The organism is Actinokineospora diospyrosa (assembly GCF_024171925.1).
Lineage (GTDB): Bacteria > Actinomycetota > Actinomycetes > Mycobacteriales > Pseudonocardiaceae > Actinokineospora > Actinokineospora diospyrosa.
Genome location: NZ_JAMTCO010000008.1, coordinates 399,917 through 422,405 on the forward strand (window position 1 = coordinate 399,917; position 22,489 = coordinate 422,405).

At 70.6% G+C, this 22,489-nt stretch carries 18 protein-coding genes; 14 read left to right on the top strand and 4 right to left on the bottom strand.

The genetic code is table 11. From position 1 onward, the window contains the following. The first annotated feature begins 213 nt into the window (after positions 1 to 213). Together LV75_RS17885 and LV75_RS17890 are read left to right on the top strand one after the other, a co-directional pair. The gene (locus LV75_RS17885) at positions 214 to 7,110 is read left to right on the top strand and encodes a polymorphic toxin-type HINT domain-containing protein (RefSeq protein ID WP_253888059.1); all 6,897 of its coding nucleotides are present in this window, start codon (positions 214 to 216) and stop codon (positions 7,108 to 7,110) included. After that, positions 7,088 to 7,498, top strand: coding sequence for a hypothetical protein (locus tag LV75_RS17890; protein ID WP_253888060.1), 411 nt, complete (start codon positions 7,088 to 7,090; stop codon positions 7,496 to 7,498). The genes LV75_RS17885 and LV75_RS17890 overlap by 23 nt, the downstream gene beginning before the upstream one ends. 103 nt (positions 7,499 to 7,601) lie before the next feature. On the opposite strand, the gene LV75_RS17895 is transcribed toward LV75_RS17890, so the two are convergent. Together LV75_RS17895 and LV75_RS17900 are read right to left on the bottom strand one after the other, a co-directional pair. Continuing rightward, entirely contained in the window at positions 7,602 to 9,911 is a 2,310-nt protein-coding gene (locus tag LV75_RS17895) for a caspase, EACC1-associated type (RefSeq protein ID WP_253888061.1), read from the bottom strand. 122 nt (positions 9,912 to 10,033) lie between these two features. Next, positions 10,034 to 12,109 carry a M28 family peptidase gene (locus LV75_RS17900; RefSeq protein ID WP_253888062.1) on the bottom strand — a complete coding sequence of 692 codons (2,076 nt, stop codon included), beginning with the start codon at positions 12,107 to 12,109 and terminating at the stop codon, positions 10,034 to 10,036. A gap of 368 nt (positions 12,110 to 12,477) precedes the next feature. Between LV75_RS17900 and LV75_RS17905 the strand changes: the two genes are divergently transcribed. The 7 genes from LV75_RS17905 (at position 12,478) to LV75_RS17935 (ending at position 15,772) form a co-directional block, all read left to right on the top strand. Beyond that, the gene (locus LV75_RS17905) at positions 12,478 to 12,954 is read left to right on the top strand and encodes an Asp23/Gls24 family envelope stress response protein (RefSeq protein ID WP_253888063.1); all 477 of its coding nucleotides are present in this window, start codon (positions 12,478 to 12,480) and stop codon (positions 12,952 to 12,954) included. Then, positions 12,951 to 13,289: a hypothetical protein gene (locus tag LV75_RS17910; RefSeq protein ID WP_253888064.1), complete on the top strand. Its 339-nt coding sequence runs from the start codon at positions 12,951 to 12,953 to the stop codon at positions 13,287 to 13,289. The genes LV75_RS17905 and LV75_RS17910 overlap by 4 nt, the downstream gene beginning before the upstream one ends. After that, entirely contained in the window at positions 13,286 to 13,462 is a 177-nt protein-coding gene (locus LV75_RS17915; RefSeq protein WP_253888065.1) for a hypothetical protein, read from the top strand. The genes LV75_RS17910 and LV75_RS17915 overlap by 4 nt, the downstream gene beginning before the upstream one ends. 5 nt (positions 13,463 to 13,467) lie before the next feature. Further along, positions 13,468 to 13,863: an Asp23/Gls24 family envelope stress response protein gene (locus LV75_RS17920; protein ID WP_253888066.1), complete on the top strand. Its 396-nt coding sequence runs from the start codon at positions 13,468 to 13,470 to the stop codon at positions 13,861 to 13,863. After that, positions 13,860 to 14,405 carry a DUF6286 domain-containing protein gene (locus LV75_RS17925; protein WP_253888067.1) on the top strand — a complete coding sequence of 182 codons (546 nt, stop codon included), beginning with the start codon at positions 13,860 to 13,862 and terminating at the stop codon, positions 14,403 to 14,405. Before LV75_RS17920 ends, LV75_RS17925 begins: the two co-directional genes overlap by 4 nt. Next, positions 14,402 to 15,007, top strand: a complete 606-nt coding sequence (locus LV75_RS17930) for an alkaline shock response membrane anchor protein AmaP (RefSeq protein WP_253888068.1) — start codon at positions 14,402 to 14,404, stop codon at positions 15,005 to 15,007. The genes LV75_RS17925 and LV75_RS17930 overlap by 4 nt, the downstream gene beginning before the upstream one ends. A 135-nt stretch (positions 15,008 to 15,142) precedes the next feature. Continuing rightward, complete coding sequence (locus LV75_RS17935; protein WP_253888069.1) at positions 15,143 to 15,772, top strand: DUF5994 family protein; 630 nt, start codon at positions 15,143 to 15,145, stop codon at positions 15,770 to 15,772. A gap of 331 nt (positions 15,773 to 16,103) precedes the next feature. On the opposite strand, the gene LV75_RS17940 is transcribed toward LV75_RS17935, so the two are convergent. After that, entirely contained in the window at positions 16,104 to 16,664 is a 561-nt protein-coding gene (locus LV75_RS17940; protein WP_253888070.1) for an STAS domain-containing protein, read from the bottom strand. 242 nt (positions 16,665 to 16,906) lie between these two features. Here LV75_RS17940 and LV75_RS17945 point away from each other — a divergent pair, with 242 nt between their 5' ends. The 5 genes from LV75_RS17945 (at position 16,907) to LV75_RS17965 (ending at position 21,053) form a co-directional block, all read left to right on the top strand. After that, the gene (locus tag LV75_RS17945; RefSeq protein WP_253888071.1) at positions 16,907 to 17,632 is read left to right on the top strand and encodes a GAF and ANTAR domain-containing protein; all 726 of its coding nucleotides are present in this window, start codon (positions 16,907 to 16,909) and stop codon (positions 17,630 to 17,632) included. Positions 17,633 to 17,657: 25 nt separating this feature from the next. Continuing rightward, a complete protein-coding gene (locus LV75_RS17950; protein ID WP_253888072.1) occupies positions 17,658 to 18,422 on the top strand; it encodes a GAF and ANTAR domain-containing protein in 765 nt (254 codons plus the stop codon). Between the two features lie 10 nt (positions 18,423 to 18,432). Next, complete coding sequence (locus tag LV75_RS17955; RefSeq protein ID WP_253888073.1) at positions 18,433 to 19,209, top strand: GAF and ANTAR domain-containing protein; 777 nt, start codon at positions 18,433 to 18,435, stop codon at positions 19,207 to 19,209. A gap of 112 nt (positions 19,210 to 19,321) precedes the next feature. Next, positions 19,322 to 20,365, top strand: a complete 1,044-nt coding sequence (locus LV75_RS17960; RefSeq protein WP_253888074.1) for a fatty acid desaturase family protein — start codon at positions 19,322 to 19,324, stop codon at positions 20,363 to 20,365. A 115-nt stretch (positions 20,366 to 20,480) separates the two neighbouring features. Continuing rightward, positions 20,481 to 21,053 (top strand): hypothetical protein, encoded by a 573-nt coding sequence (locus LV75_RS17965; protein WP_253888075.1) that lies wholly within the window; start codon positions 20,481 to 20,483, stop codon positions 21,051 to 21,053. A 56-nt stretch (positions 21,054 to 21,109) separates the two neighbouring features. Here the strand turns inward: LV75_RS17965 and LV75_RS17970 are convergent, their stop codons facing one another. Next, on the bottom strand, positions 21,110 to 22,483 hold the full coding sequence (locus LV75_RS17970; protein ID WP_253888076.1) for a HAMP domain-containing sensor histidine kinase: 1,374 nt from the start codon (positions 22,481 to 22,483) through the stop codon (positions 21,110 to 21,112). Between the last annotated feature and the right edge of the window lie 6 nt (positions 22,484 to 22,489).

Below are 22,489 nucleotides of genomic sequence, written 5' to 3' on the forward strand. Positions count from 1 at the left end.
ATGATCTCGCACCGACGCCGCGCGGCGCGGTTGCGCAGGTCAGGACAAGACCGGCCATTCTGGCTTTTCGGACATATTGGCCGTTGCGGCCATCTGGTCGATCTTCCTGGGTGCCGCGCCGCGGGCGGGGGCCGGCTCTTTTCCGCGAGCCGTCGATCTGGTTTAGTCACTTCAGGTTGGCCAAGACATGGCTCTCGCACTGGGGTGGGGTAAATGTCCAACGGGTTGTTGCTGAGTGCTGCCCATTTCCGCCGGATCGCGCGGCGCGCGCGGTGGGTGGTGGTGGCGGTGTTGCTCGCGCTGGTGTCGACCACCATCGCCACGATCGACCCGCCGGAGTCGAGTGCCGCGCCATCGCGGCTGCCCGCGGCGCCCCGGGACCGGGTGATCCCGCACACGGACTTCCCGCTGACGACCAAGGCAGCAGCTGCTCCGGCAGGCGGCGCGGCGCGGGCGGCGACGAGGTGGCCTGCGGCCGGATCGGCCGAAGTGGTGCTCGGCGCGCGACCGCTCGCTGAGCGGGGCAACGCCAGCGAACGGGGGCTCGGCGCGGCCGCGCACCAGGCCGGGGACCTGCCGGTGCGGGTGGCGGCCGGTGCGGCTAGCCGCTCGGGCGAGTCCACCGTGCGGGTGCGGGTGGCCGAGCGATCGATCGCCGAGCGGTCCGGTGTCGCCGGGGTGGTCCTCGCGCTGGCGTCCGCCAAGGGGACGACCGACTCGGCCGCGGTGACCGTCGACTACTCCTCGTTCCGCCACGCGGGCGGCGGCGACTTCGGTGGCCGGGCCCGCCTGGTGCGGCTGCCGGACTGCGTGCTCACCACGCCCGAGGTGCCCGCCTGCCAGGTGCAGACCCCGATCGACTCGCGCAACGACCCCGCGAGCCAGTCGGTGACCGCCGCCGGTCTGCCGTTGGCCAAGCCCGCCGTGCTCGCGCTCACCGCGGCCGCGCAGGGTGCGAACGGCCAGTTCACCGCCAGCTCGCTGGAACCGTCGGGCTCCTGGGGTGTGACCGGGAGCACCGGGGCGTTCACCTGGTCGTACCCGATCACCGTGCCACCGGTCGCCGCGGGAACGGCGCCCACTCCCAAGATCGGGTTGTCCTACAACTCGGCCAGTGTGGACGGTCGCACGGCCGCGACCAACAACCAGAGCTCGTGGATCGGCCAGGGCTGGGAGTACTCACCCGGCTTCATCGAGCGCAGCTACCGCTCCTGCTCGGACGACACGACCCTGCCGCAGGCGCAACAGACCGGGGACCTGTGCTGGGCCGGTCAGATCGTCACCATGAGCCTCAGCGGGCACTCCACCTCCCTGATCCGCAACGACGCCGACGGCACCTGGCGCCCCGCCTCCGACGACGGCACTCGCGTTGAGTTGCTCACCGGCGTCAGCAACGGTGCCCGCAACGGCGAGCACTGGCGGATCACCACCACCGACGGCACCCAGTACTACTTCGGCCGCAACGACGGCCCCGGACGCACCACACAGGACACCACCAACTCCACCTGGACCACCCGCGTCTACGGACCGCGCAACGGTGACCCCTGCTACAACGCAGCAGGTTTCGCGCAATCCCAATGCAACCAGGCCTGGCGCTGGAACCTCGACTACGTCGAAGACACCCACGGCAACGCCGCCCTCTACTACTACACGCCGGAAACCAACTACTACAGCGCCAACAACGGCACCACCGGCATCCAGTACACCCGCGGCGGCACCCTCAAGCGCATCGACTACGGCCTACGCAAGACCAGCGGTTCCGTCTACACCGGAACCGTCCCCGGCCAGGTCACCTTCGACGTGACCGAGCGCTGCACCCCGTCAGGCGCGATCACCTGCGCACCGGCCCAGTTCACCGCCGCCAACGCCGCCTCCTGGCCAGACACACCCCAAGACCAGCAATGCCTCTCCGGCACCACCTGCAACAACCACTCACCCAGCTTCTGGTCCACCAAGCGCCTCACAACCATCACCACCCAGTACAACACCGGCACAGGCCCCATCAAGGTCGACTCCTACGCCCTCACCCAGACCTTCCCCACCCTCGGTGACCCGGAACTGCGCCTGGACCAGTTGGTGCGCACCGCTTACACCAGCGCGGGCGTCGGCACGGCGAGCACCCCGGTGACCTTCTCCAGCCAACTGCTGGACAACCGGGTCGCCGGCTACAACGGCCAGCCCGCGATGGCGCACTGGCGGTTGACCGATGTGGCCAGCGAGACCGGCGGCCACTACAACGTGTCCTACCTCCCCGCCGAGTGCACCGCGGCCACGGTCCCGACGGACCTGCCCAACAACGCCAAACGGTGCTACCCGGTCTACTGGACGTTGCCGCTCAACCAGAACCCCACCCTGGACTTCTTCCACATCTACCCCGTCAGCCGGGTCGAACTCCAGGACGGGAACGGGGTTTCTCCGACCCAGCGCACCGATTACAGCTACCTCGGCACCCCCGCATGGCACTACGACGACAACGAACTCGTCAAGCCCGCGAACCGCACCTACGGCCAATTCCGCGGCTACGGCCAGGTCGAAACCCGCACCGGCAACCCGGGCAACCTCATCAACGGCGTCCCCGACGCACAAACGCTCAGCAAGACCACCTACTTCCGCGGCATGAACGGCGACCGGCTGCCCGGCAACCAGCAACGCTCGGTGTCGATCACCAACTCGCTCGGCGAGACCTACCCCGACGACGACCAGTTCGCCGGGACCCCGCACGAGGTCCAGGGTTTCCTCGGCTCGGGCGGCGCACAGCTGAGCACGTCGCTGACCCAGGTGGCGAAGCTGGCCACCACCGCGACGCGCGCCCGCACCGGCTTGCCCGCCGCGACGGCCGACATCGTCGCGACTACCCGCACCCGCGAGATCACCACGCTCGCGGCCGGTGGCGTGCGCACCGTGTCCGCCACGAACCGCTACGACGCCGTGGGCCGCAAGGTCTCCACCTCGTCCACCGCGGACGGGCTCCCCGACCAGTGCACAACGGTGAGCTACGCCGACAACACGACCTCGTGGATCCGCGACCGGGTCGCGCAGACGTGGTCGTCCGCCGCCGCCTGCCCCACCACCGGACCGGTGGTGGCGCCCGCACCGATCGCCTCGTCGCAGCGGCAGTACTACGACCAGCAGACCACGCTGGGCGCGGTGACCGGTGCCGGTGACGCGACGGCGTCGGAGGCCGCGACCGCGAACGCGGGTGGCACGCTCACCTTCCAGACCACAGCCACGTCGACCTTCGACGCCTCCGGTCGCACTGTGTCGCAAAAGGACGCTCTCAACCGGGAAACGCAGACCACCTACACGCCTGCCGACGGCGGCATCGTCAGCCAGATCGAGACCAAGAACCCCAAGAACCAGACCGCGTCCGTAGTCCTGGAACCCTCGCGGGGCAACGCCGTGCACACCGTCGACGTCGGCAACCGGGCGACCGACGCCACCTACGACGTCTTCGGTCGCGCGACCGCGGTCTGGAACCCCGGGCGGTCGAAGACCGCGGGTGACAGCCCGAACATCGAGTACCTCTACCTACTGCGCACCAACGGTCCGCTGGCGGTGACCACCAGGACACTGGTCGACTACGGGACCGGCACCAACTACGTCACGTCGATCTCGTTGCTCGACGCGTTCGGCAGGCAGCGCCAGACGCAGGCCGACGACATGAGCGACCCCACCGGGGTGAACAACCGGGTCGTCGCGGAGACCGTGTACGACTCGCACGGCTGGGTGGTGCGCTCGCACAACCGCTACGTCACCACCGGCGCGCCGAGCACGACACTGGTGTCGGTGCCCGACGCCTCGGTCGACGACCGCACGGTCACCGGCTACGACGCCGCCGGACGCTCGACCAGCCAGACCTCCTACCAAGGCGCCACGGCCAAGGCGACGGCCACCACCGTGTACGGCGGCGACCGCACGACCACGTTCCCGCCGACCGGCGGCGTGATCCGCACGGTGATCACCGACGCGCGCGGCAACAACACCGAGCTGCGGGACTACAAGACCCCGCCGACCGTGACCGGGAACGTCGTCACCGGCGGCACCGCGGTGGCCACGACCTTCCACTACAACGCCCTCAACCAGCTCGACCGCAGCACCGACGCGGTGGGCGACAAGTGGGAGTACGAGTACGACTTCCTCGGCAGGCGGGTCGGCCTGACCGATCCCGACACCGGCCACTCCACCACGGCCTACGACGCCGCGGGGCAGATCACCGCCACCACCGACGGTCGCGGGCAGGTGCTCAGCTACGACAACGACGTGCTGGGCAGGCGCACCGCGGAGTACAGCGGTGTCGGCGCGGGCCGGGTGAAGCTCGCCTCGTGGGCGTTCGACACGGCCACCGGCGGCGTCGGCAAGCTCGCCTCGACGACCAGGTACACCGCGAACGGCAACTACCTCGTCGGCGTGAGCGGGTACAACTCGCTCGGGTTGCCGCAGAACAACGTCGTGCAGGTCCCCACCTACGACACCGGGCTCAACGGCCTGTACACCACGACGTTCTCCTACACCACGACCGGCCAGCCCACCGGCGTCGCCCTCCCGACGAAGGGCGGCCTGCCGGGCGAGGCGATCACGTTCGTGGTCAACAAGTACGGCAACCCGGCGGAGACCCGCAGCAACGTGTGGGACTACGTCTCCGGCTCGACCTACTCCGCCTACGGCGAGGGCGCGCAGTACCAGCTCAGCTCGGGGAACAACGCGGGCACGCTGACCTACGAGCGCGACCCGCGCACGCACGTCGTCGACCACACGAACCTCTCCGTGCAGCGGGCGACGCCCCTGGTCGACGACCTGCGCTACACCTACGACCCGGCGGGCAACCTCACGAAGATCGTCAACGGCCAGGGCGCGCCCGCCAACACCACGCGCACCCAGTGCTTCGGCTACGACAGCCTCGACCGGCTGAACCATGCCTGGACCGCGACCGACAACTGCACCGGTCAACCGAGCACGACCCCGGGCGCGGTCACCGTCGGCGGCGCGTCGCCGTACTGGACGTCGTGGACGCACAACGACATCGGGCTGCGCACCGGCCAGACCCAGCACGGCATCGGCCAGGCCGACACGACAACGAGCTACACCTACCCGACCCCCGGTGCCGGTGTCGCGCGCCCGCACGCGCTGACCTCGACGGCCGTGTCGGGTCCCGGCGGCACCAACTCGTCCACCTTCGGCTACGACAACGCGGGCAACACCTCGACCCGCACGGTCAACGGCAGCGCGCACACGCTGACCTGGACCGAGAACAACCGCCTCGCGAAGGTCCAGTCGCCCTCCGGTGACACCACCTACGTCTACGACGCCGACGGAAAGCAGCTCATCCGCCGCGAGCCGGGCAAGGTGATCCTCTACCTGCCGGGCCAGGAGTTCGCCCGCGACACCGCCAGCGGGACCGTCACGGGAACCCGCTACTACAGCCACAACGGTGTCGTGGTCGCCAGGCGGGTCGGCGGGGCGTCCCCGGAGTACCTGCAGACCGACCACCACAGCACCGCCCAGGTCGCGGTGTCCGGTGTCGGGTTCGCGGTCACCCGCCGCGAGTTCGACCCGTACGGCAACCAGCTCGGCGCCGTGCAGGGCGGGCCGTGGGCGGACAACCGCGGGTTCCTCAACATGCCCGCGAACTCCAGCACCGGCCTGGTCGACATCGGTGCCCGGCCCTACGACCCGGTGCTCGGCCGGTTCGCCTCGGTCGACCCCGACTTCGACATCAAGGACCCGCGGACCTGGACGGGCTACGCCTACGCCACCGGCAACCCGACCAGCGGGTGGGACCCCACCGGGCTGTACCAGGAGTGCGGACCCGCCTGCTTCTACGAGGGCCCCGGCTGGCAGACCGATCCGGCGAAGTACCAGCGGATCAACGACGAGCGGGCGGCCAAGGCGGAGGCCAAGGCCAACCTCGACCGGCTGCCGAAGATCCCGCCGGAGCGGATGCAGCGGTTCCGCGAGCAGGCCGAGATGATCATCAAGCAGAACCCGGACAGCTGGAACGACCCGGCCTCGCACGCCAACCGGGCGCTGATGCGCTACGCGCGCACGGCCTTCTACGGCAAGGCGACCGCGGGCGACTACTGGGACGCGTTCAAGGGGTTCGCCGTGTCGACCACGGTCGCCCTGGTCGGGCTGGCGCTGTGCCCGGAGACCGGCGGGCTGGCCTGCATGGCCGCCGTCGGTGCCGTGTCCGGCATGGCCGGGCAGTGCGTGGAGGACTGCTCCGACGTCTCGAAGATGGCGCTGTCCGCCGTGGTGGGAGCCGTGCTCGGGGCGGCCCCGGGAGTGCGGTGGCGCGGCGGCGAGCCGATCATCCCGCCGTGCAACAGCTTCGTACCGGGCACCCAGGTCGTGCTGGCCGACGGGTCGCACCGGGCCATCGAGGACCTGCGCATCGGTGACCTCGTCCTGGCCACCGACCCGGCGACGGGCGAGGTCACCGCGCGTCCGGTGACCGCCACCATCCTGGGCAAGGGGCTCAAGCACCTGGTCGACGTGTCGGTCGAGGGCGGTGACGACCCGGGGCACCTGGTCGCGACCGACGGTCACCCGTTCTGGGTCGTGGGCAAGGGCGCGTTCGTCCGCGCCGACCACCTGGCGGCGGGCGACGAGTTGCGGACCCCGGCGGGCGGGACGCGGGTGGTGCTCGGCACCCGGGCGTACTGGGTGCTCGACCAGCAGGTCCACAACCTCACCGTGGCCACCGACCACACGTACTATGTGCTGGCCGGGGGCACGCCGGTCCTGGTGCACAACTGCAACGGGATCGCGCTCGGCTTCCGCGAGGTGGAGGCGGGTGACATGGCGCTGTTCGAGTTCTCCGACCGGGTCGGGGCGCGGGCCTACACGGACTGGCCGTCCATGGGCGACAACTGGGTGAACGAGCTCAAGGGGTTCGTCACCGACGGCAAGACCCCGATCCACTTCAACCTCGACGGCATCGGCGCCGCGAACGCCAAGGCCTTCGCCGAGAAGGGCCGCGGGGTCAACCCGAACGGCGGCGAGCACGCCACGGCCTGGGAGCTCAGCTACATCCAGGACAACCCGAGCTCCTGGTCGAGGGTCACCTTCTACGAGAACGGGAAGCCGGTTGCCAACCCATTCGGCCAGTGACGGCCAACCGATCACCTTCGACCGGGACTTCCGGGTGTGGCGCTACGGCGCCGCGCACGCGGAACTGGAACTGCGCACGGTCCCCGACGCCGACCAGGACACGATCGTGCTCCGGTTCCACCACGTCGTCGGGGTCAAGCTGCGGACCGCGTACCGACCGCTGGAGATCAGCGTCGCCGAACCCGTGGCCGCCGCGGAGATGGCCCAGTTCTGCGCCGTCACACCGAAGTGGCGCGACCGGCTGCACTTCCTGACCCTCACCTCCCAGACAGGCGACGGTTTCGTGGTGTGCGGCAGCTACACGGCCACCGCGTACCCGCCGGGGTCCGATGTGGACGACCGCGCGGCACCTGGATCACGGCTGATCCTGGGCTCGGGAACGCGCTGAGCACCGAGTGCGTGCGGCTCATCGAGCCGCACGCACTCGGTGCTTGGGAGCGCACCTGCCGCCGCTCATCGCTACCTTCTCCCCCATCGCAACCAAGGGTGATTCAGAAATCCGGTGGACCACCGCAGCACTTGCGGATGATCGTTGAGGTGAGGGGTCCTCCTTCGGACGCGTGCATGATCGCGCGAAGGTCCGCGGACGCGGCGGAGGCGCGCAGCCGCTCCGGGAAGTGGTCGTCACGGAAAAGTGGTTGTAGCAGGCCCGCCACGGCGTCTGGGTAGCTGGCCAGATGGTGTGCGATGTCTGGCCAGCGGACCACGACGAGCGACCACAAGGCCAGGTCGTCCGGTTCGACGTCAGAGTCCTCCAAGAAGCGAATAGCGCGTAGAAGACTGAACGTGTTGACAAACTTCTTGACCGACCTCGGATTATCTCCCAGCACCGAGGCGAACTTCCGCAGGGTGTGTTCAGCCCGTTTGCGCTCTGTCGCGCTCGAGAGCGCAGCGACGACTGACACCGCGCGCTCCTCTTCGAACGCTCGCAGTCGCGCTTCCAGACCTCCGGCGCGGTACGATTCCCGCGCTTTGACGACCGACGAGGAAACCGGGGCATCAGCATCTACTTGATGTGGAGGTTGAGCGATACACAACATATCGTCCAGAAAAGCGGACTGCGCGGCACCGGACAGCGCGGGCATGGGAACAGTGAGCTGGAACAGCTTGTCCAGAAATAGGTATCCCAGCGGAGCGCTGAACTCGTCTGCGCTTGCGGTAAAGCTATTATGCCGAGTCTCGTAACTGCGGCGTAGCCACGCGCCGTCCGCGGCGACCACGAAGTACGCTGCTCGCGGGGTTCGTTCGCGCGAGTCGCCTGTCGCCCGCACGAGGGTCTGCACGGTATCCAGCAGGTCTACGACGTACGTGTGGTCGCACCGGTCCAGATCGTCTACGAAGAACACCACCGGCTTGTCTGACCGCTCCAGCAGCCAACGGAAGTGCGCCGCGATATCGGCCATCGGATTCTCCTGGGTCTGCTCGAACAGCCGCGCACCGCGCACCGAGTCCCACAAGAGCAATCGTGCGGCCAGCAGAGCGCCGCCTGCCAAGGTGGCGAGCGCCGCGGCCAGCGCGGCGATCACCTTGAGCGGCTTCTCCCAACCGGTGATCGCGCCGCCGGGGGGCCAGATCAGCGTCGCGATCCCAGCGGACAGCGCGATCACCAGGGCCAGCGCCACCAGGTAGGGCGCGCCGGTGCGCCGCACCCGCGCGAGGGACTCGCGAAGCCGCAGCAGCGGCCGACGCCACCGAGGCCTGCTGCGACGTATCTCCGCGCGCAGAGCAGTCAACAGCGACCACCAAGCAGGCGCGAGCCGAGATTCACGCCACGCGTCGAACCGCGCTACGCGGAAGTACCCGCTCAAACGAGCGTCCATCAGGTTGAGCAGCGTGCTCTTGCCCGACCCCCACGGTCCGTCGAGGTGCAGCAGGAAAGAAGTCGCAGGACGCATCACGTGCATCTCAACCAGGCGCAATCCGATCACCGTGGCAAGAGGACCTCGATTGAGCAGATCGGTCACGGCCGGGCTGTCGTCAGTCCAGTCCAGGTCCTCATCCGCCAGCCTCAGTCGGGCGGGCGGGTCCGGTGGTCCAGAATCTCCGACCACCGCAGGAGGCTCACCGTCAGTGGGTGGCGGCTTGTCGCCTGCGAGATTGCGCACCACGGGTGCTTGCCCAGCGGTGAAATCACGTCTCGCCACAGGGGTCGGGAAGCCACGCGTAACCAGGCTACGTCGAACGGACTCGTACACATCGTCCAATGTCAGCTCATCACCAGAGCCCACAATGCCGTTCCGAAGGACTCGGATCAACTCTCCAGTAAAGGCGGTATACAACTCTCCCTCGGCAGCCAACGCTCTCTGACTTGTCCCAGTCGAAGTGAGTAAGTACATTCCATGCGGCTCAAAAGCGTGAGACACACCAGATGTTCCTAGCGCAGCCCGTCCGCTGAAGCTGCAGTCAAGGATCAAAACCCGAGCAAGCGCTGGGCTGTCCAGGATCACATTGGACACCGTCTCGGCGGGCAGCGCGGCGAACTCCGGATGCTCTGGTGTGACGTCGGAAAGTCCGAGGAGCAGCTCGTGTCGTCGATCAACCAGCCCATGCCCGACGAAATAGACCAGCAACATGTCACGGGCACGGTCCGCAGCTTGAACCATCGGAGCCATGGCGCTGAGCACGCTGTCCGGATCAAGCACAACCGTGACACGAAATCCGCCCTGCTCCCGCAAGACCTGCGCCATGTCTTCGAGGTTGTTCCTGACCTGCGGTATGTCCGGAAGGGCGAGGTCGGTGTAGGTGGAGACGCCGATCAAGACGGCCTCGCGCGAACCGACCTCGGCGGTGTCCTCGCTCACCCCGTGATCATCTCAGCAAGATCCTCACAAGCAAAACTTCCCAAACCCGGCCGCGCAGCAGGCGAGCCGGCCAGAACGGGGTGCTCGACCCGATGCCGAGTCGAGCACCCCGCTTGCGAAGATCAGTGGTCTGCGGCGTGGGTGGCGTTTTTGAGGGACTTGGTCAACAGGGTCAGCCAGCGGGTGGCTGTGGTGGGGTCGTTGTGGTCCAGGGGTTCGTTGACGCCGGGGAGGAGTTTGGTGGCGTAGCCGGTGTAGGTGCCGGGGGCGTAGATCTGGTGGCGGTACCAGGGGCGGTCTGGTAGGCCTTCGGGGCGGGTCAGGGCGCGTTCTTGGGCCAGGATCGACTTGTTGAGGCGGGTGTACTTGTCGTGGCCGCCGCCTGTTCTGTCGCGGAGGAGTTTGTCGCGAGTGGACTCCAGGTCCTCGGCCGCGCGCAACCACTCCTGCGCGGCCTTGGTGGCTGCGGTGACGTCGATGCCGCGTTTGGCTGTGTCGGCCAGGTAGGTGAGGGTTTCGCGGGCGTAGTCGGAGTAGTTGAGGGGGATGATGTCGGCTTGGGTCAGGCGTAGGGCGACCAATCCCGTGGTCTTGGCGGCGACGGATTGGTAGCGGAAGCCGGGGTCCAGGAAGCGGTCGATGAAGCGGGGGTCGTCGATCGTGCTGTGGTAGTTGCCGCCGGGTGAGCTGAAGCCCAGGTCGGCGGAGGCGATGCCGAGGCGGTCGAGGAACGCGGTGTAGTCCGAGCCGCTGCCGAGGCGACCGGGTTTCGGGGTGCCTTGGGCGGTCCAGTTGGCGTGGACCGTGCCGTGCGAGGGGTCGGGGACGGACTTGGTGACGGCGGTGAGCAGGTCGTCGAAGGCGGGGACCGACGCGGCGGAGAACGAGCGGCCCGCGGTGCCGTCCATGTTGAGGTACGCGACCGCGCCGCGCCGCAGCTCGGGGGCGAGCTGCTCGACCCACTCGGTCGAGCCGAGCAAGCCGTACTCCTCGCCGTCCCAGCCCGCGATGACGATGGTCCGTTCGGGGCGCCAGCCGGTCTTCTGCAGTCGGGACAGGCCGTAGGCGATCTGCAGCGCCGAGGTCCAGCCGCTGGTGTTGTCGTCGCCGCCGTAGACCCAGGCGTCCCGGTGGGCGCCGATGATGACCTTCTCGTCGGGGTGGGTACGCCCCGTGATCTCGGTGACGATGTTGTCCACCGGGAGCTGCCGGTAGTCGATGTCCAGCCCCAGGTGCGCCTCGGTCGGACCGGGCCCCACGCGGTACGGGAAGTCGAGGCCGCCCTGCCAGCCGGTCGGGACCGCGGGGCCGCCCAGCGCGCGCAGCAGGTGCTGGGCCTCGCCGTAGGAGATCGGGGTGGTGGGTACCCGGGGCAGGTTGTCCGCGTCCGCCGGGTCGATCCGGTCGGTCCCCGGCACCGACGGCTCACCGGGGGTCAGCGGGTCGCCGGGGTACTGGAAGACGTACTGGACGCTGCCGCGCTGGATCGAGTCCGCGGGCCGCCACGGCCCCTGCGGGTACACCGGCCCCTTGACGAACCCGTCGTCGAGCGGGTCGGAGTAGATGATCACGCCCTTCGCGCCGTGCTCCTGGGCGACCTTGGACTTCACCCCGCGGAAGCTGCCGCCGTAGCGGGCCAGCACGATCTTGCCGCGGACGTCCACGCCCAGCTCGGCCAGTGTCCGGTAGTCCTCGGGCAGGCCGTAGTTGACGTACACGACCTGGCCGGTGACGTCACCCGCGGGCGAGTACGCGTTGTACCCGACAACGGCCTCCTCCAGGTACCGCTGCCCCGGGTAGGGCTTCTCCTTGACGCTCAACGACCGCTTGCTCGGCGCGGTCATGTCGACCTTGATCTCCTTGGCGACGGACCCGTACACCGAGTAGCGCACATGGCGGGCGGGCAGTCCCCACTGGCGCAGCTTGCCCAGCGCGTACTCCCCCGCGACCCTGTTGCCCTCCGTCCCGACCAGCTGCGGCCGCGAGGACATCGTCGTGTTCAGCTCACGGGCCTGCGCCGGGTCGATCGCGGCCATGAAGTCCCGCTCCACGCGGTGCTGCGCGGCGGAATGGGCCGCGGTGAACCCCAGCAGGACCTCCTCGCCCGCGGCGGCGGGAACAGCGGTGAGGGTGGTGGCCAGGCACACCACAGCCACACCCCCGACGACCTTGTTGGTGCGATGGGTGATTCTTCGCATACACCCAGTCAAACCGGTCCGGGAAGCACCCCACTACCCGCACAAGTCCAGATGTGTTGCCAGTAAGCCGATAGCGGCACCGGGAACGCGGGTGAGCAGGCTGCGCGGGTGAGCCGTGGACGACTCAGCCGGGGTGGTCGCGCCCATCGGCACGCCCGGTGTGGTTTGGGAGACCCGGGACGGGGCACTCGGCCACCACAGCAGCCGCCCCGGACCCAGGCGACGCCGGGTTCTGGAGAGCGGCGATCCTCGCTTCTCGCCACCCGATCCGCGGTGTGCCCATCAAGGACCCCTCCGGGCTGTCCCGACAACCGCTCCCGGGCCATTCGTCCGGTGGCGCCCGCTCAGCGCACGATCGAGGAGAGCACATGACTACACCCGCCGCCACGTCGAAGACGCCCAACCAGAACACCAACGCCGAGGTCGCCCCCCTGCCGACGAGCAGGTCCACATCGGACCGGGGGACCACCACGGTCGCCGACACCGTGGTGCAGAAGATCGCCGGGCTGGCCACCCGGGAGGTCGCCGGGGTGTACGCGCTCGGCGGTGGCGCGGCGCGCGCGTTGAGCGCGCTGCGCGAGCGCATCCCCGGCGCGACCGCCTCGGCGGGCCAGGGCGTCTCGGTCGAGGTCGGCGAGCGGCAGGCCGCCGTCGACCTGAACATCCTCGTCGAGTACGGGGTGTCCATCGGGGACCTGGCCAGGTCGGTGCGCCGCAACGTCATCGGCGCGGTGGAGCAGATGACCGGGCTGGAGGTCGTCGAGGTCAACGTCGCCGTCACCGACGTCCACATCCCGGACGAGGACGAGGGTGGCAACGCCACAGTCGTCGGCCGCGTGCAGTGACCCCCGAGATCGAGGCGGCCGTCGTCGCCGCGGCGGTGAACGCCCTGCCGCAGGTGGCGGGGCCGCACAGCGGGAGGTACGGCGAGATCGCCACCTACCTGCCCGGGCGCAGGATCGACGGGGTCCGGGTCCGGGCCACCGAGATCGCCGTCGGGGTGGTCGCGCGGTACCCGGCGACCGTCGCCGAGGTCGGCCCGGGCGGGCCCGCGCCGCACGTGTGGATCGGTGACGTGGTGTTCCCCCACCCCGCCGCGGCACTCGAGCCACCGCGACGACCCGTACCCAGCGCACCGCGACCGCACGCGCCCGCCACGACAGCGAGGACGGCACCGTGAACTCGACCACCACCGGCGTGCTCGTCGGCATAGCGCTCGGATTCGCCACCGCGTTCGGCGGGTTCAGCGCCTTCGTCCTCGTCCTGCTCTTCGGCGCGGCCGGGCTCGTCGTCGGCAGGGTCCTCGACGGTGGGCTCGACGTGTCCGCGCTGGCGGGCCGCGGTCGGCGGTGACCACCGTGACCCCAGCGACCGGGATCCGGCCGAGAACACCGGAGACCACCGACCCGGCCGGGCGGGGCAGCCTCACCATCGCCGACGGTGTCGTGGCGAAGATCGCCGCGCGCGCGGCGACCGAGGTCCACGGCGTCGGCGGCTCGGCGCACCGCCTGCTCGGTGTCGAGGTCGGTGCGCGGCGGGGCGTCCAGGTCCACGCGACCGTCACCGGCACGGCCGTCGCGCTCGACGTGCGGCTGTCGATCGAGTACCCGATGTCGGTGCGCCGCGTGGTCGGGGACGTGCGCGAACACCTGGCCCGGCGGATCCGCGTCCTCACCGGGCTGGCTGTGTCCGGGGTCGAGGTCACCGTCACGGCACTGCGTTCCGCAACACCTGCGGCCGGGAGGGTCCGATGACGCGGTTCCCCCGCCGCAGCGCGCCCGCCGTGGTGGTGGCCTTGGTCCTCTTCGCCGCGTGCGCACTTGTCACCACCGTTGCCGTGCAGCAGCTCCTCGGGCGGACCCCGTGGGTGGATCCCCGCGCCGTGTTCGGTGCTCTGCGCGACGCGCGCTGGAGCGACCCCGCCGTCGCCGTCGTCGCGTCGGTGTGCGCCGTGCTGGGCGCCTGCCTGCTGCTCTGCGCGCTCCTGCCGGGCACACCCGTTGTCCTGCCGCTGCGCGACGACGACCCGGACACCGACCGCGCGATCAGCTCAGGGGTGACCCGCCGGGGTCTGCGGCGCGTCCTGCGCTCCACAGCGTCGTCGGTCGACGGCGTGGCCTCCGCGCGGCTCGTGCTCACCGAGCGCGCGATCAGCGCGACCGTCACCACCCACCGGGTGATCACCGACGGGGTCGCTGACGCCGTGCGCGCGGCTCTGGAGCACCGGCTCGACCGGATCGGGCAAGCCGCACGCCCCACCGTGCGCGTCCGGGTTCTGTCGGGACGGGCACGGTGAGCGGCCACGAGCGGCCCTCGAGGCTCAACCGCGCCTTGTTGGCGGCGACCGGGCTGCTGCTGCTCGCCTGCGCCGGGTTCGCCCTGGGCACCCGATTCGCCGTGCTGGACGTACTTCCGCCGGACGGCCACCTCCTCCCCGGCGACCCCGCACCACCGACGTGGGTCTGGTACGCCACCGCGGCCTGTGGGGTCGTCCTCGGTCTGCTCGCCCTCCGGTGGCTCGTGGCGCAGGTGATCCGCGAGCCGAAGGCCCACCAATGGCGGTTCGACACCGACACCGGCCGCACCGGACTGGCCGCGAGCACCGCCACCGCCCCGCTGCTGGCCGAGACCGAGACCTACCCCGGCGTGCTCGCGGCGCGCGGCACCCTGGCCGGGACCCGCGCCAACCCGGCTCTGGCGCTGGTGATCACCACTGAGCAGGACGCCGAGCCGGGCGCCATCCGGCACGCACTGGCCGCCCGTGGGGTGCCCCGGCTTCGCCGGGCCCTCGATCTCGAGGACCTGCCCACGACCGTTGAGTTCCGCTTCACCGGAGAAGCAGGTCCGCGGCTCGGCGTGCCCACGGCCGACCCGACCGCACAGCGCGGCGGTGGGTGAGCAACCGATCCGCACACGATCGCGGGGAAGTGACTACGTGCCAACAGAAATCGAGACGCGTTCATCGGGGAACGGTTGTCGCTCCCCGATGAACCGGGGAATCCGGCCGGGCAGGCCGGGGGCGGGACCGCCGAGATGACACCGAACCAGTCCAGCACCACCACCGACCCGACAACGGGACCCCGGAGCCGGTGGTCGAGGAAACCGCCCGACGGCGCGCTGGGCTCCGTGGACGGGGCTTGGTGGCCCAGGTCGACCGACCCCGCGGCCGAGTTCCCCCCGTTGATCGCCGAGCTGGCGGCGTCGGGGATACCGGTGCGGCGGGTCTTCTACAACCCCGACGCCTGGGACCGGGGCGAGCACACGCTCACCGTGCGCGACGTGGTGGTGCGGATGGAGGGCGTCCGCACCACCGACCCCCACACCGTCACCGTGATCGGGCCCGACCACGTCCGAACCCGGCTGCTGGTGATCCCGCCCGCCACACCCGGCGGGGCCGCGCGGGCAGCGCTGCGCGCCGCCGAGGTCGCCTCGACCGCCACCGCCGCCGACATCCTGGAGTGGAACAACGTCGCCACTCCCGCAGGGCGCGCCGGTGCCCCTCGACGCCGAACAGGACGAACCGCGGTGACCACAACACCACGCGGTGGGTTCGACGGGGCTGCGCGCCCCCGGGCCGGGCCACCCGAGACCGGCGACGAAGAGCGGTGGGAAACCGATGATGGACAGGCACGGACACCGCTGTTCGCCCTTCGTGCCGGGTAGCGGGCGGTGATGTCGTTGGAGTCGGCACAACGGGACCGCGAGCGCACTCGTCGCCGCTATCGCGGCCCGCTCACCGCCAAGACGGCGGCGTCGTCTTCCAGCCCGGCGCCGAACCCGGTCAGCAGCCCGGTCACGGCGGCGATCAGGCGGGGCGCCGCCACCGACCCGTCATCGGCCGCACCCGGGTCCGCGAGCTCGATTCCACCTACTGACAGCGGCTCACACGGACGGGTCACACGACAATGCCCGCCGCCAAAGCACACCGCGCGAAGAGTCGACCTCCATCCACCGTGGACGATCAGACGAGCGACCGGCTGGAAGTAGTGCGGTGTCAGGCGGTCCCGCCGCCGAGCTCGCCCCGCTGGCGGGGTACCACCGCGCTCGTCGGAGCACTGGCCGGTCCGGCGAGCGGTGGGCGGTTCAAGTCGAGTGTCCGGTCCAAACCGGTCAGCGCCAGGGGTCTGGTCACCGCGGCGTGATCGGCGATCAGCCGCAACCCGACCCCCGCGGCGGCGGCGGTGGCGTGCGCGCGGGCCATGACGTGCATGCCCGCCGCGCCGAGGAAGGACACGGTGCGCAGGTCGAGGGCGATCCCGGTCGCGTTCGGCACCAGGCGGAGGTCGAACTGCGCGCGGGTGAGGGCCTCGGCCAAGGTCGACGCGGTGGCCATGTCCAGGTCACCGGTGACCTGGATGCGCATCTCCACGCCGCACCCCACCGGTTGCCAGCTGATCGCGAGGCGGAGCAACGAGCTACCGCGGAAAGCGCCCTCGTAGGGCACCCCCGGCGAACCGGGCTTCGGCCGCGGTCGCCTCCGGCGCGTCGTGCGACCACGGGGTCCTCTCGTCCCGGCGGCGTCGACCGGTGAGAAGGGGATGAGGTTCGACTCCACGATCAACTCCTGACCTTCCGGACGCCGCGTGGGCGTGCGGAGGTATGAAGAGATCGTCGTCAGCGCGGGTTCTGGGCACATGCCGACGAAAGAGTCTCAAGACTAGCGCCATCCGCGCGATCGCGCACTGCGGGTTTCCCTGCCCCGACGGTCGAGCACGAACGGTCCCGGTTGACCGGCCCCGCGTCACGCGGGGAGCACGCGCAACCCCTAGGGTGATCACGGGGTTGAGCGGAGGGCTCATGGTGCAGGACCGGGTCCAGCGGTTGCGGGCGCTGTTGACCGCGGGCCGGGTGGACCCGGACGCGTCCGTGGTGGGCCTGGTATGCGAATTGTGCGTGGCGGAGCTGTCGATCTCGGGAGCGGGGGCGACAGTCTTGAGCCACCAGCCCGGCACCCCGGGCGCGAGCCCGCGACGTGGCTTGATCTACGCGACCAACCCGGTCAGCTCCGGTCTGGAGGACCTGCAGCTGACCGTCAACGAAGGCCCCTGCCTGGACGCTTTCGCCTCGGGCGGGCCGGTGCTGGTGGAGGACCTGGTCGCCGAGGCGGCGCGGTGGCCCGCGTTCACCCCAGCGGCCTGCGAACTCGGCGTCGCGGCGGTGTTCTCCTTCCCGCTGCAGGTCGGCGTTGTCCGGTTGGGGTCGCTGGACCTCTACCGCGACACGGCGGGGCCGCTGAGCCGGGAGGAGATGGCGAGCGCGCTGGTCCTGGCCGACCTGGCGACCCAGGGGGTGGTGACCGACCTCGACGGTCACGACGTGGCGGACCTGACTTGGTTGGCCGACCCGCACGTGGAGGTGCACCAGGCCGCGGGGATGGTCCAGGTGCAGTTGGGGTCGACCACCGAGGTGGCACTGCTGCGGCTGCGGGCGCACGCGTTCTCCACCGGCGTGCCGCTGGCCGAGGTCGCACGTCAGGTCGTGGCCCGCACGTTGCGGTTCACCGACGGCAGGGACGGGCAATAATGCGTGGTGACGAAAGGTCGACTGGATGAGCACCACCCGAGACCAGCAGCTCGCGAGCACGTTCGTGGCACTGGCTGACACCTTGGTCGCCGATTTCGACGTGCTGGAGTTCCTCGGCCTGCTCACCGAGCGGGCGGTGGAGCTGCTCGCGGTGGACGCGGCCGGGGTGATCCTGTCCGACCAGCGCGGCGGCTGGCGGCCAGCCGCCGGGTCGTCCGAACACGCGCACCTGGTCGAGGTGTTCGCCGCCCAGACCAGGCAGGGGCCGTGCCTGGACTGCGTGCGCACCGGTGCGGTGGTGTCCAGCTCGGACTTGGCCGAGGAGGGCGCGCGCTGGCCCGCGTTCGCCCCGGCCGCGGTCGCCGCGGGGTTCCGGGCGGCGTGCGCGGTGCCGATGCGGCTGCGCGACGACGTCATCGGGGCGCTCACCCTGCTGAGCGCCGCGCCGGTGCCCATCGAGGACGCCAGCATCGCGCTGGGTCAGGCGCTGGCCGATGTCGCGACGATCGGGATCCTGCAGCAACGGGCGATCCGGCACGAGGCGATCGTGTACGAGCAACTGCAGGCGGCCCTGCACCACCGCACGGTCGTCGAGCAGGCCAAGGGCGTGCTGGCCGAGGTCACCGGCCTCGGGATGCACGAGGCGTACACGGCCCTGCGCGAGTACGCCCGCGCGCACCGGCGGCGGTTGTCGGAGGTCGCCGGTGAGGTGGCCACCGGTGTTCTCCCCCCGGCCAGGCTCATCGGGGACCCGTCGGCCGCATCTGGGACAACAAGAGACCTCCGTTAGGAGTCCGCTCATGCCGGACAGGCCCCACACCGCGGGCGCGCCGACACGCGAACAGCGGGTCTCCCGCACGTTCGTCGCGCTCGCCGACTCACTGGTGGCCGATTTCGACATCGCCGAGTTCCTCGACCTGCTCACCACGGGGGCGGTCGACCTGTTGTCGGTGGCGGCCGCGGGTGTCATCCTGCGCGGGCCGGACGGCCACCTGGAAGTGCTGTCGAGCACCTCCAGGCAGGCGGACCTGCTCGAGCAGTTCGCGGTGCAGGCCGACAACGGCCCGTGCATCGACTGCGTCCGCACCGGGATGCCGGTGACCTGTGCTGACCTGGAGGTCCAGGGAAAGCGGTGGCCCAGGTACACCGCGGGCGCGCAGGCGTGCGGGTTCCGCTGCGCGCACGCGGTACCCATGCGGCTGCGCGGGCAGACCATCGGCGTGTTGAGCCTGCTGGGCACCGAACCGGGCGCGCTGGACGAGGAGCGGCTCGGCTTGGGGCAGGCGCTGGCCGACGTCGCCACCATCGCGATCTTGCAGCACCGCGCCGTCGAGCACGGCGACCGGTTGTCCACCCAGCTGCAGACCGCGCTGGACAGCCGGATCGTCATCGAACAGGCCAAGGGGATCCTCGCCCAGCGCGGCACCCTGACGATGGACGAGTCGTTCACCGCCCTGCGCGGCTACGCCCGTGCGCACGGCCAGCGCCTCGCGGTCGTGGCGAGCTCGGTTGTCGCGGGCTCCGCCGACCTCGACGCGATCCTCATCCCCGGACCACGCGGGTCCGACCGAGCGTGACCCCGGCCACCGGGGAAGTCGCGCTTGTTTGCGCACTGTGCTCAACGGGAATCCTGGAGTAGACACCCAGTTGCCCGAGACCCCGGCAGCGCCGGACTCGGAAGGACTCGTCATGTCCGCACCTCCACCCACCGCGACCGCTGCCAGACCCGCGCCTACGAGCGACTTCGCCACCCTCACCGGCATCATCCGGGGCGCGGGTCTGCTGGAGCGCCGCCACGGCTACTACGCGGCGACCATCGGCCTCACCCTGGTGGTGTTCGCGGCCGGGTGCGTCGGGTTCGTGCTGCTGGGCGACTCGTGGTGGCAACTGGGCACCGCGGTCTTCTTCGCGGTCATGTCCACCCAGCTCGCCTTCCTCGGCCACGACGCGGGCCACCGGCAGATCCTGCGCTCCGGGCGGGCCAACGACCGCGTCGGCCGGGTCATGGGCGGTCTCGTTGGGATCAGCTACGGGTGGTGGATGGGCAAGCACACCCGCCACCACGCCAACCCCAACCACGAGGACGAGGACCCCGACCTCGACATCCCGATCCTGGCCTTCACCCGCGGCCAGACCCTCGACCGCGGCGGGTTCGTGCGCTGGACGGCCAAGAACCAGGCCGCGCTGTTCTTCCCCCTGCTCCTGCTGGAAGGGCTGAGCCTGCACTGGACCAGCGTCCAAGCCGTGTGGCGCGGCGGCATCAAGGGCCGCCGGGTGGACGCGGTGGTGTTGGCGGCGCACATCGTCGTCTACCTGACCGCGGTATTCCTCGTGCTGTCCCCGCCGGTGGCGATCGCGTTCATCGCCGTGCACCAAGGCCTGTTCGGCGTCTACATGGGATGTTCGTTCGCGCCGGGGCACAAGGGGATGCCAACTTACACCGACGCGACCGCGCTGGACTTCCTGCGCAAGCAGGTCCTCAGCAGCCGCAACATCCGCGGCGGTGTCTGGGTGGACTTCGCCCTGGGCGGGTTGAACCACCAGATCGAGCACCACCTCTTCCCCAGCATCCCGCGCGTCAACCTGCGCCGCGCGCGCCCACTGGTGCGCGAGTTCTGCGACCAGCGCGGCATCGAATACGCCCAATGCGGTCTGTTGATGACCTACCGCCACGTCTTGCAACACCTCCACGAGGTAGGGGCGCCCCTGCGCGCGCAGGACTCCGCCCGCTAGCCCTCGTCGCCGTTTGTGCGGTGGCCCGCCGGGTACCCACGAGCAGCGGACCGCGTTCAACGGACCCCCGTCCAGGTATCGCCTGGAGTCGAACCCTCCCAGAAGTCTGGTGGAAATGCGCAACAACAGCGACACCGTCATCCGCTCACTGCACGACGTGGGGCTCAGTGCCTGGTTCGGCGGCGCCCTGATGGGGGCGGTCGGGGTGAACGGTGCGGCAGCGGAAGCCGACAAGGCGACCGAACGCACCGGGATCGCCGCGTCCGGGTGGGCGAAGTGGTCACCGGTGTCCGCCGCGGCCATCGCGACCCACCTCATCGGTGGTGCTGGTCTGCTGATCTCACAACGAAAGCGCGTCCGCAACCGCCGCGACACGAAGGCGAACACGATCGTCAAGACGGCCATCACCGGAGCTGCGTTGGCCGCGACCGCCTACAGCGGCTACCTGGGCGCGAAGCTGGCGGCGGCGGGCGCGGTCCCGGCTGAGGGTGCCACCGACCCGGGACCGGCCACCCCCGAGGACGTCGCGAGCACCCAACGGCAGCTGCGGGCGCTGCAGTGGGCAATCCCCCTGCTCACCGGCGCCCTCGTCGTCCTCGGTGCACAGCAAGGTGAGCAACAGCGGCCGCTGCGGATCCTGCGCTCGGTCGCCCGCGGTCCGCTCCGGATCGCGGGCACGCACGGGTAGTCAGCCTCGTGCTGCGGACACGCGCGCCGCTGGGCCTTCAGCGGGTCGGCGCTCGACTACCCGTCCGAGGCGGTTGACCCGGGCCGCACGCGCGGCAGTTCGACGCGGAGGGTGGCGCCGTGGCCGGGGTGGGGGGCGGCGAAGCGGACGGTGCCCGCGTGGGCGGTGATGATGTCGGCGACGATGGCCAAGCCGAGGCCGGAGCCGGGGAGGGCGCGGGCGTCGGGGGCGCGCCAGAACCGGTCGAAGGCTTGGCGGTGGTGTTCGGCGGGCAGGCCTGGGCCTTCGTCGGTGACGGTGAGCCAGCCGGGGCGGGAGCGGATCGCGATGGTCGAGTCGGCAGGCGAGAACTTGATCGCGTTGTCCAGCAGGTTCAGCACACTGCGCTCCAGGGCCGCGGCGTCCCCGGTTGTCGACCAGGGCCGGTGGTCGACTTGGAACACGTGCCCGGTGGCCCGGCCGCGGGCGCGCCGGACGGCGTCGTCGATCACCCCGGGCACGTCGACGGGGTCGCGGGCCAGTTCGCGGTCGTCGCGGGCGAGGACGACCAGTTCGGTGACCAGGTCGCTGAACTCACGGCTCTGCGCCTGCAGCCGGTCGAGCACCTCGGCCCGCTCGTCGCCGGGCAGCGGGCGACCGGTGCGCTCGCTGCGGACCAGCAGGTCGATGTTGGTGCGCAGACTGGTCAACGGGGTGCGCAGCTCGTGGGCGGCGTCGTTGACCAGGTCGCGCTGCCTGCGGCGGGACTCGGCCAGCGCCGCGGTCATCGCGGTGAACGCGCGGCCGAGCCTGCCGACCTCGTCCTGACCGGAGACCACGACCGGGGTCGTCAGGTCCTCGGTGCGGGCGATGTGCTCGGCCGTCTCGGTCAGCCTGCCCATCGGGATCAGCGCGCGCCGGGTGAGGACCTGCCCCGCGCCCGCGACCAGCACCGCGCCGAGCACGGAGACCACCGCGAGGACCTTGGCCAGGTTGGCCAGCGTCGCCTCGATCTCGCCGAGGCCACGGCTGATGGCCAGCACGTCACCGTCGGGCAGCGGGTGCAGCAGGACGCGCACCGGCACGCCGGACCGGGTGGCGCCGTCGCGCAGGGCGTTGGCGCGCACCCCGTGGTCGCCGGGATACGTGACGACTTGGTCGACCCCGGCTGGCGCGCACGTGGTGCCATCGGCTTTGAGCAGCTGAACGCCTTGCAGGAACCGCTGGAGGTCCTCGTCAGGGATGCTCGCCGCGCACAGCAGGCCGAACTCGGGCATCCGCGCGCCCGGCGGCGGGCTCACCCCGGGCGGCGGCAGGGTCGCCAACAGCGACTCGTCGAGCTGGGCGCGCAGGTTGTGCCGGGTGGCGAACCAGGTGAGCGTGCTGGTCGCGGCGATCGCCACCGCGAACACGCACGCGGTGATCAGTGCGATCCGGCTGCGCAGCAACATCCGCCG

Excerpts from the sequence above, each read along its gene's own strand:
- LV75_RS17885 (WP_253888059.1), top strand. The coding sequence starts at position 214 with ATGTCCAACGGGTTGTTGCTGAGTGCTGCCCATTTCCGCCGGATCGCG.
- LV75_RS17900 (WP_253888062.1), bottom strand. The coding sequence starts at position 12,109 with ATGCGAAGAATCACCCATCGCACCAACAAGGTCGTCGGGGGTGTGGCT.
- LV75_RS17905 (WP_253888063.1), top strand. The coding sequence starts at position 12,478 with ATGACTACACCCGCCGCCACGTCGAAGACGCCCAACCAGAACACCAAC.
- LV75_RS17925 (WP_253888067.1), top strand. The coding sequence starts at position 13,860 with ATGACGCGGTTCCCCCGCCGCAGCGCGCCCGCCGTGGTGGTGGCCTTG.
- LV75_RS17935 (WP_253888069.1), top strand. The coding sequence starts at position 15,143 with ATGACACCGAACCAGTCCAGCACCACCACCGACCCGACAACGGGACCC.
- LV75_RS17945 (WP_253888071.1), top strand. The coding sequence starts at position 16,907 with ATGGTGCAGGACCGGGTCCAGCGGTTGCGGGCGCTGTTGACCGCGGGC.
- LV75_RS17950 (WP_253888072.1), top strand. The coding sequence starts at position 17,658 with ATGAGCACCACCCGAGACCAGCAGCTCGCGAGCACGTTCGTGGCACTG.
- LV75_RS17955 (WP_253888073.1), top strand. The coding sequence starts at position 18,433 with ATGCCGGACAGGCCCCACACCGCGGGCGCGCCGACACGCGAACAGCGG.
- LV75_RS17960 (WP_253888074.1), top strand. The coding sequence starts at position 19,322 with ATGTCCGCACCTCCACCCACCGCGACCGCTGCCAGACCCGCGCCTACG.
- LV75_RS17965 (WP_253888075.1), top strand. The coding sequence starts at position 20,481 with ATGCGCAACAACAGCGACACCGTCATCCGCTCACTGCACGACGTGGGG.
- LV75_RS17970 (WP_253888076.1), bottom strand. The coding sequence starts at position 22,483 with ATGTTGCTGCGCAGCCGGATCGCACTGATCACCGCGTGCGTGTTCGCG.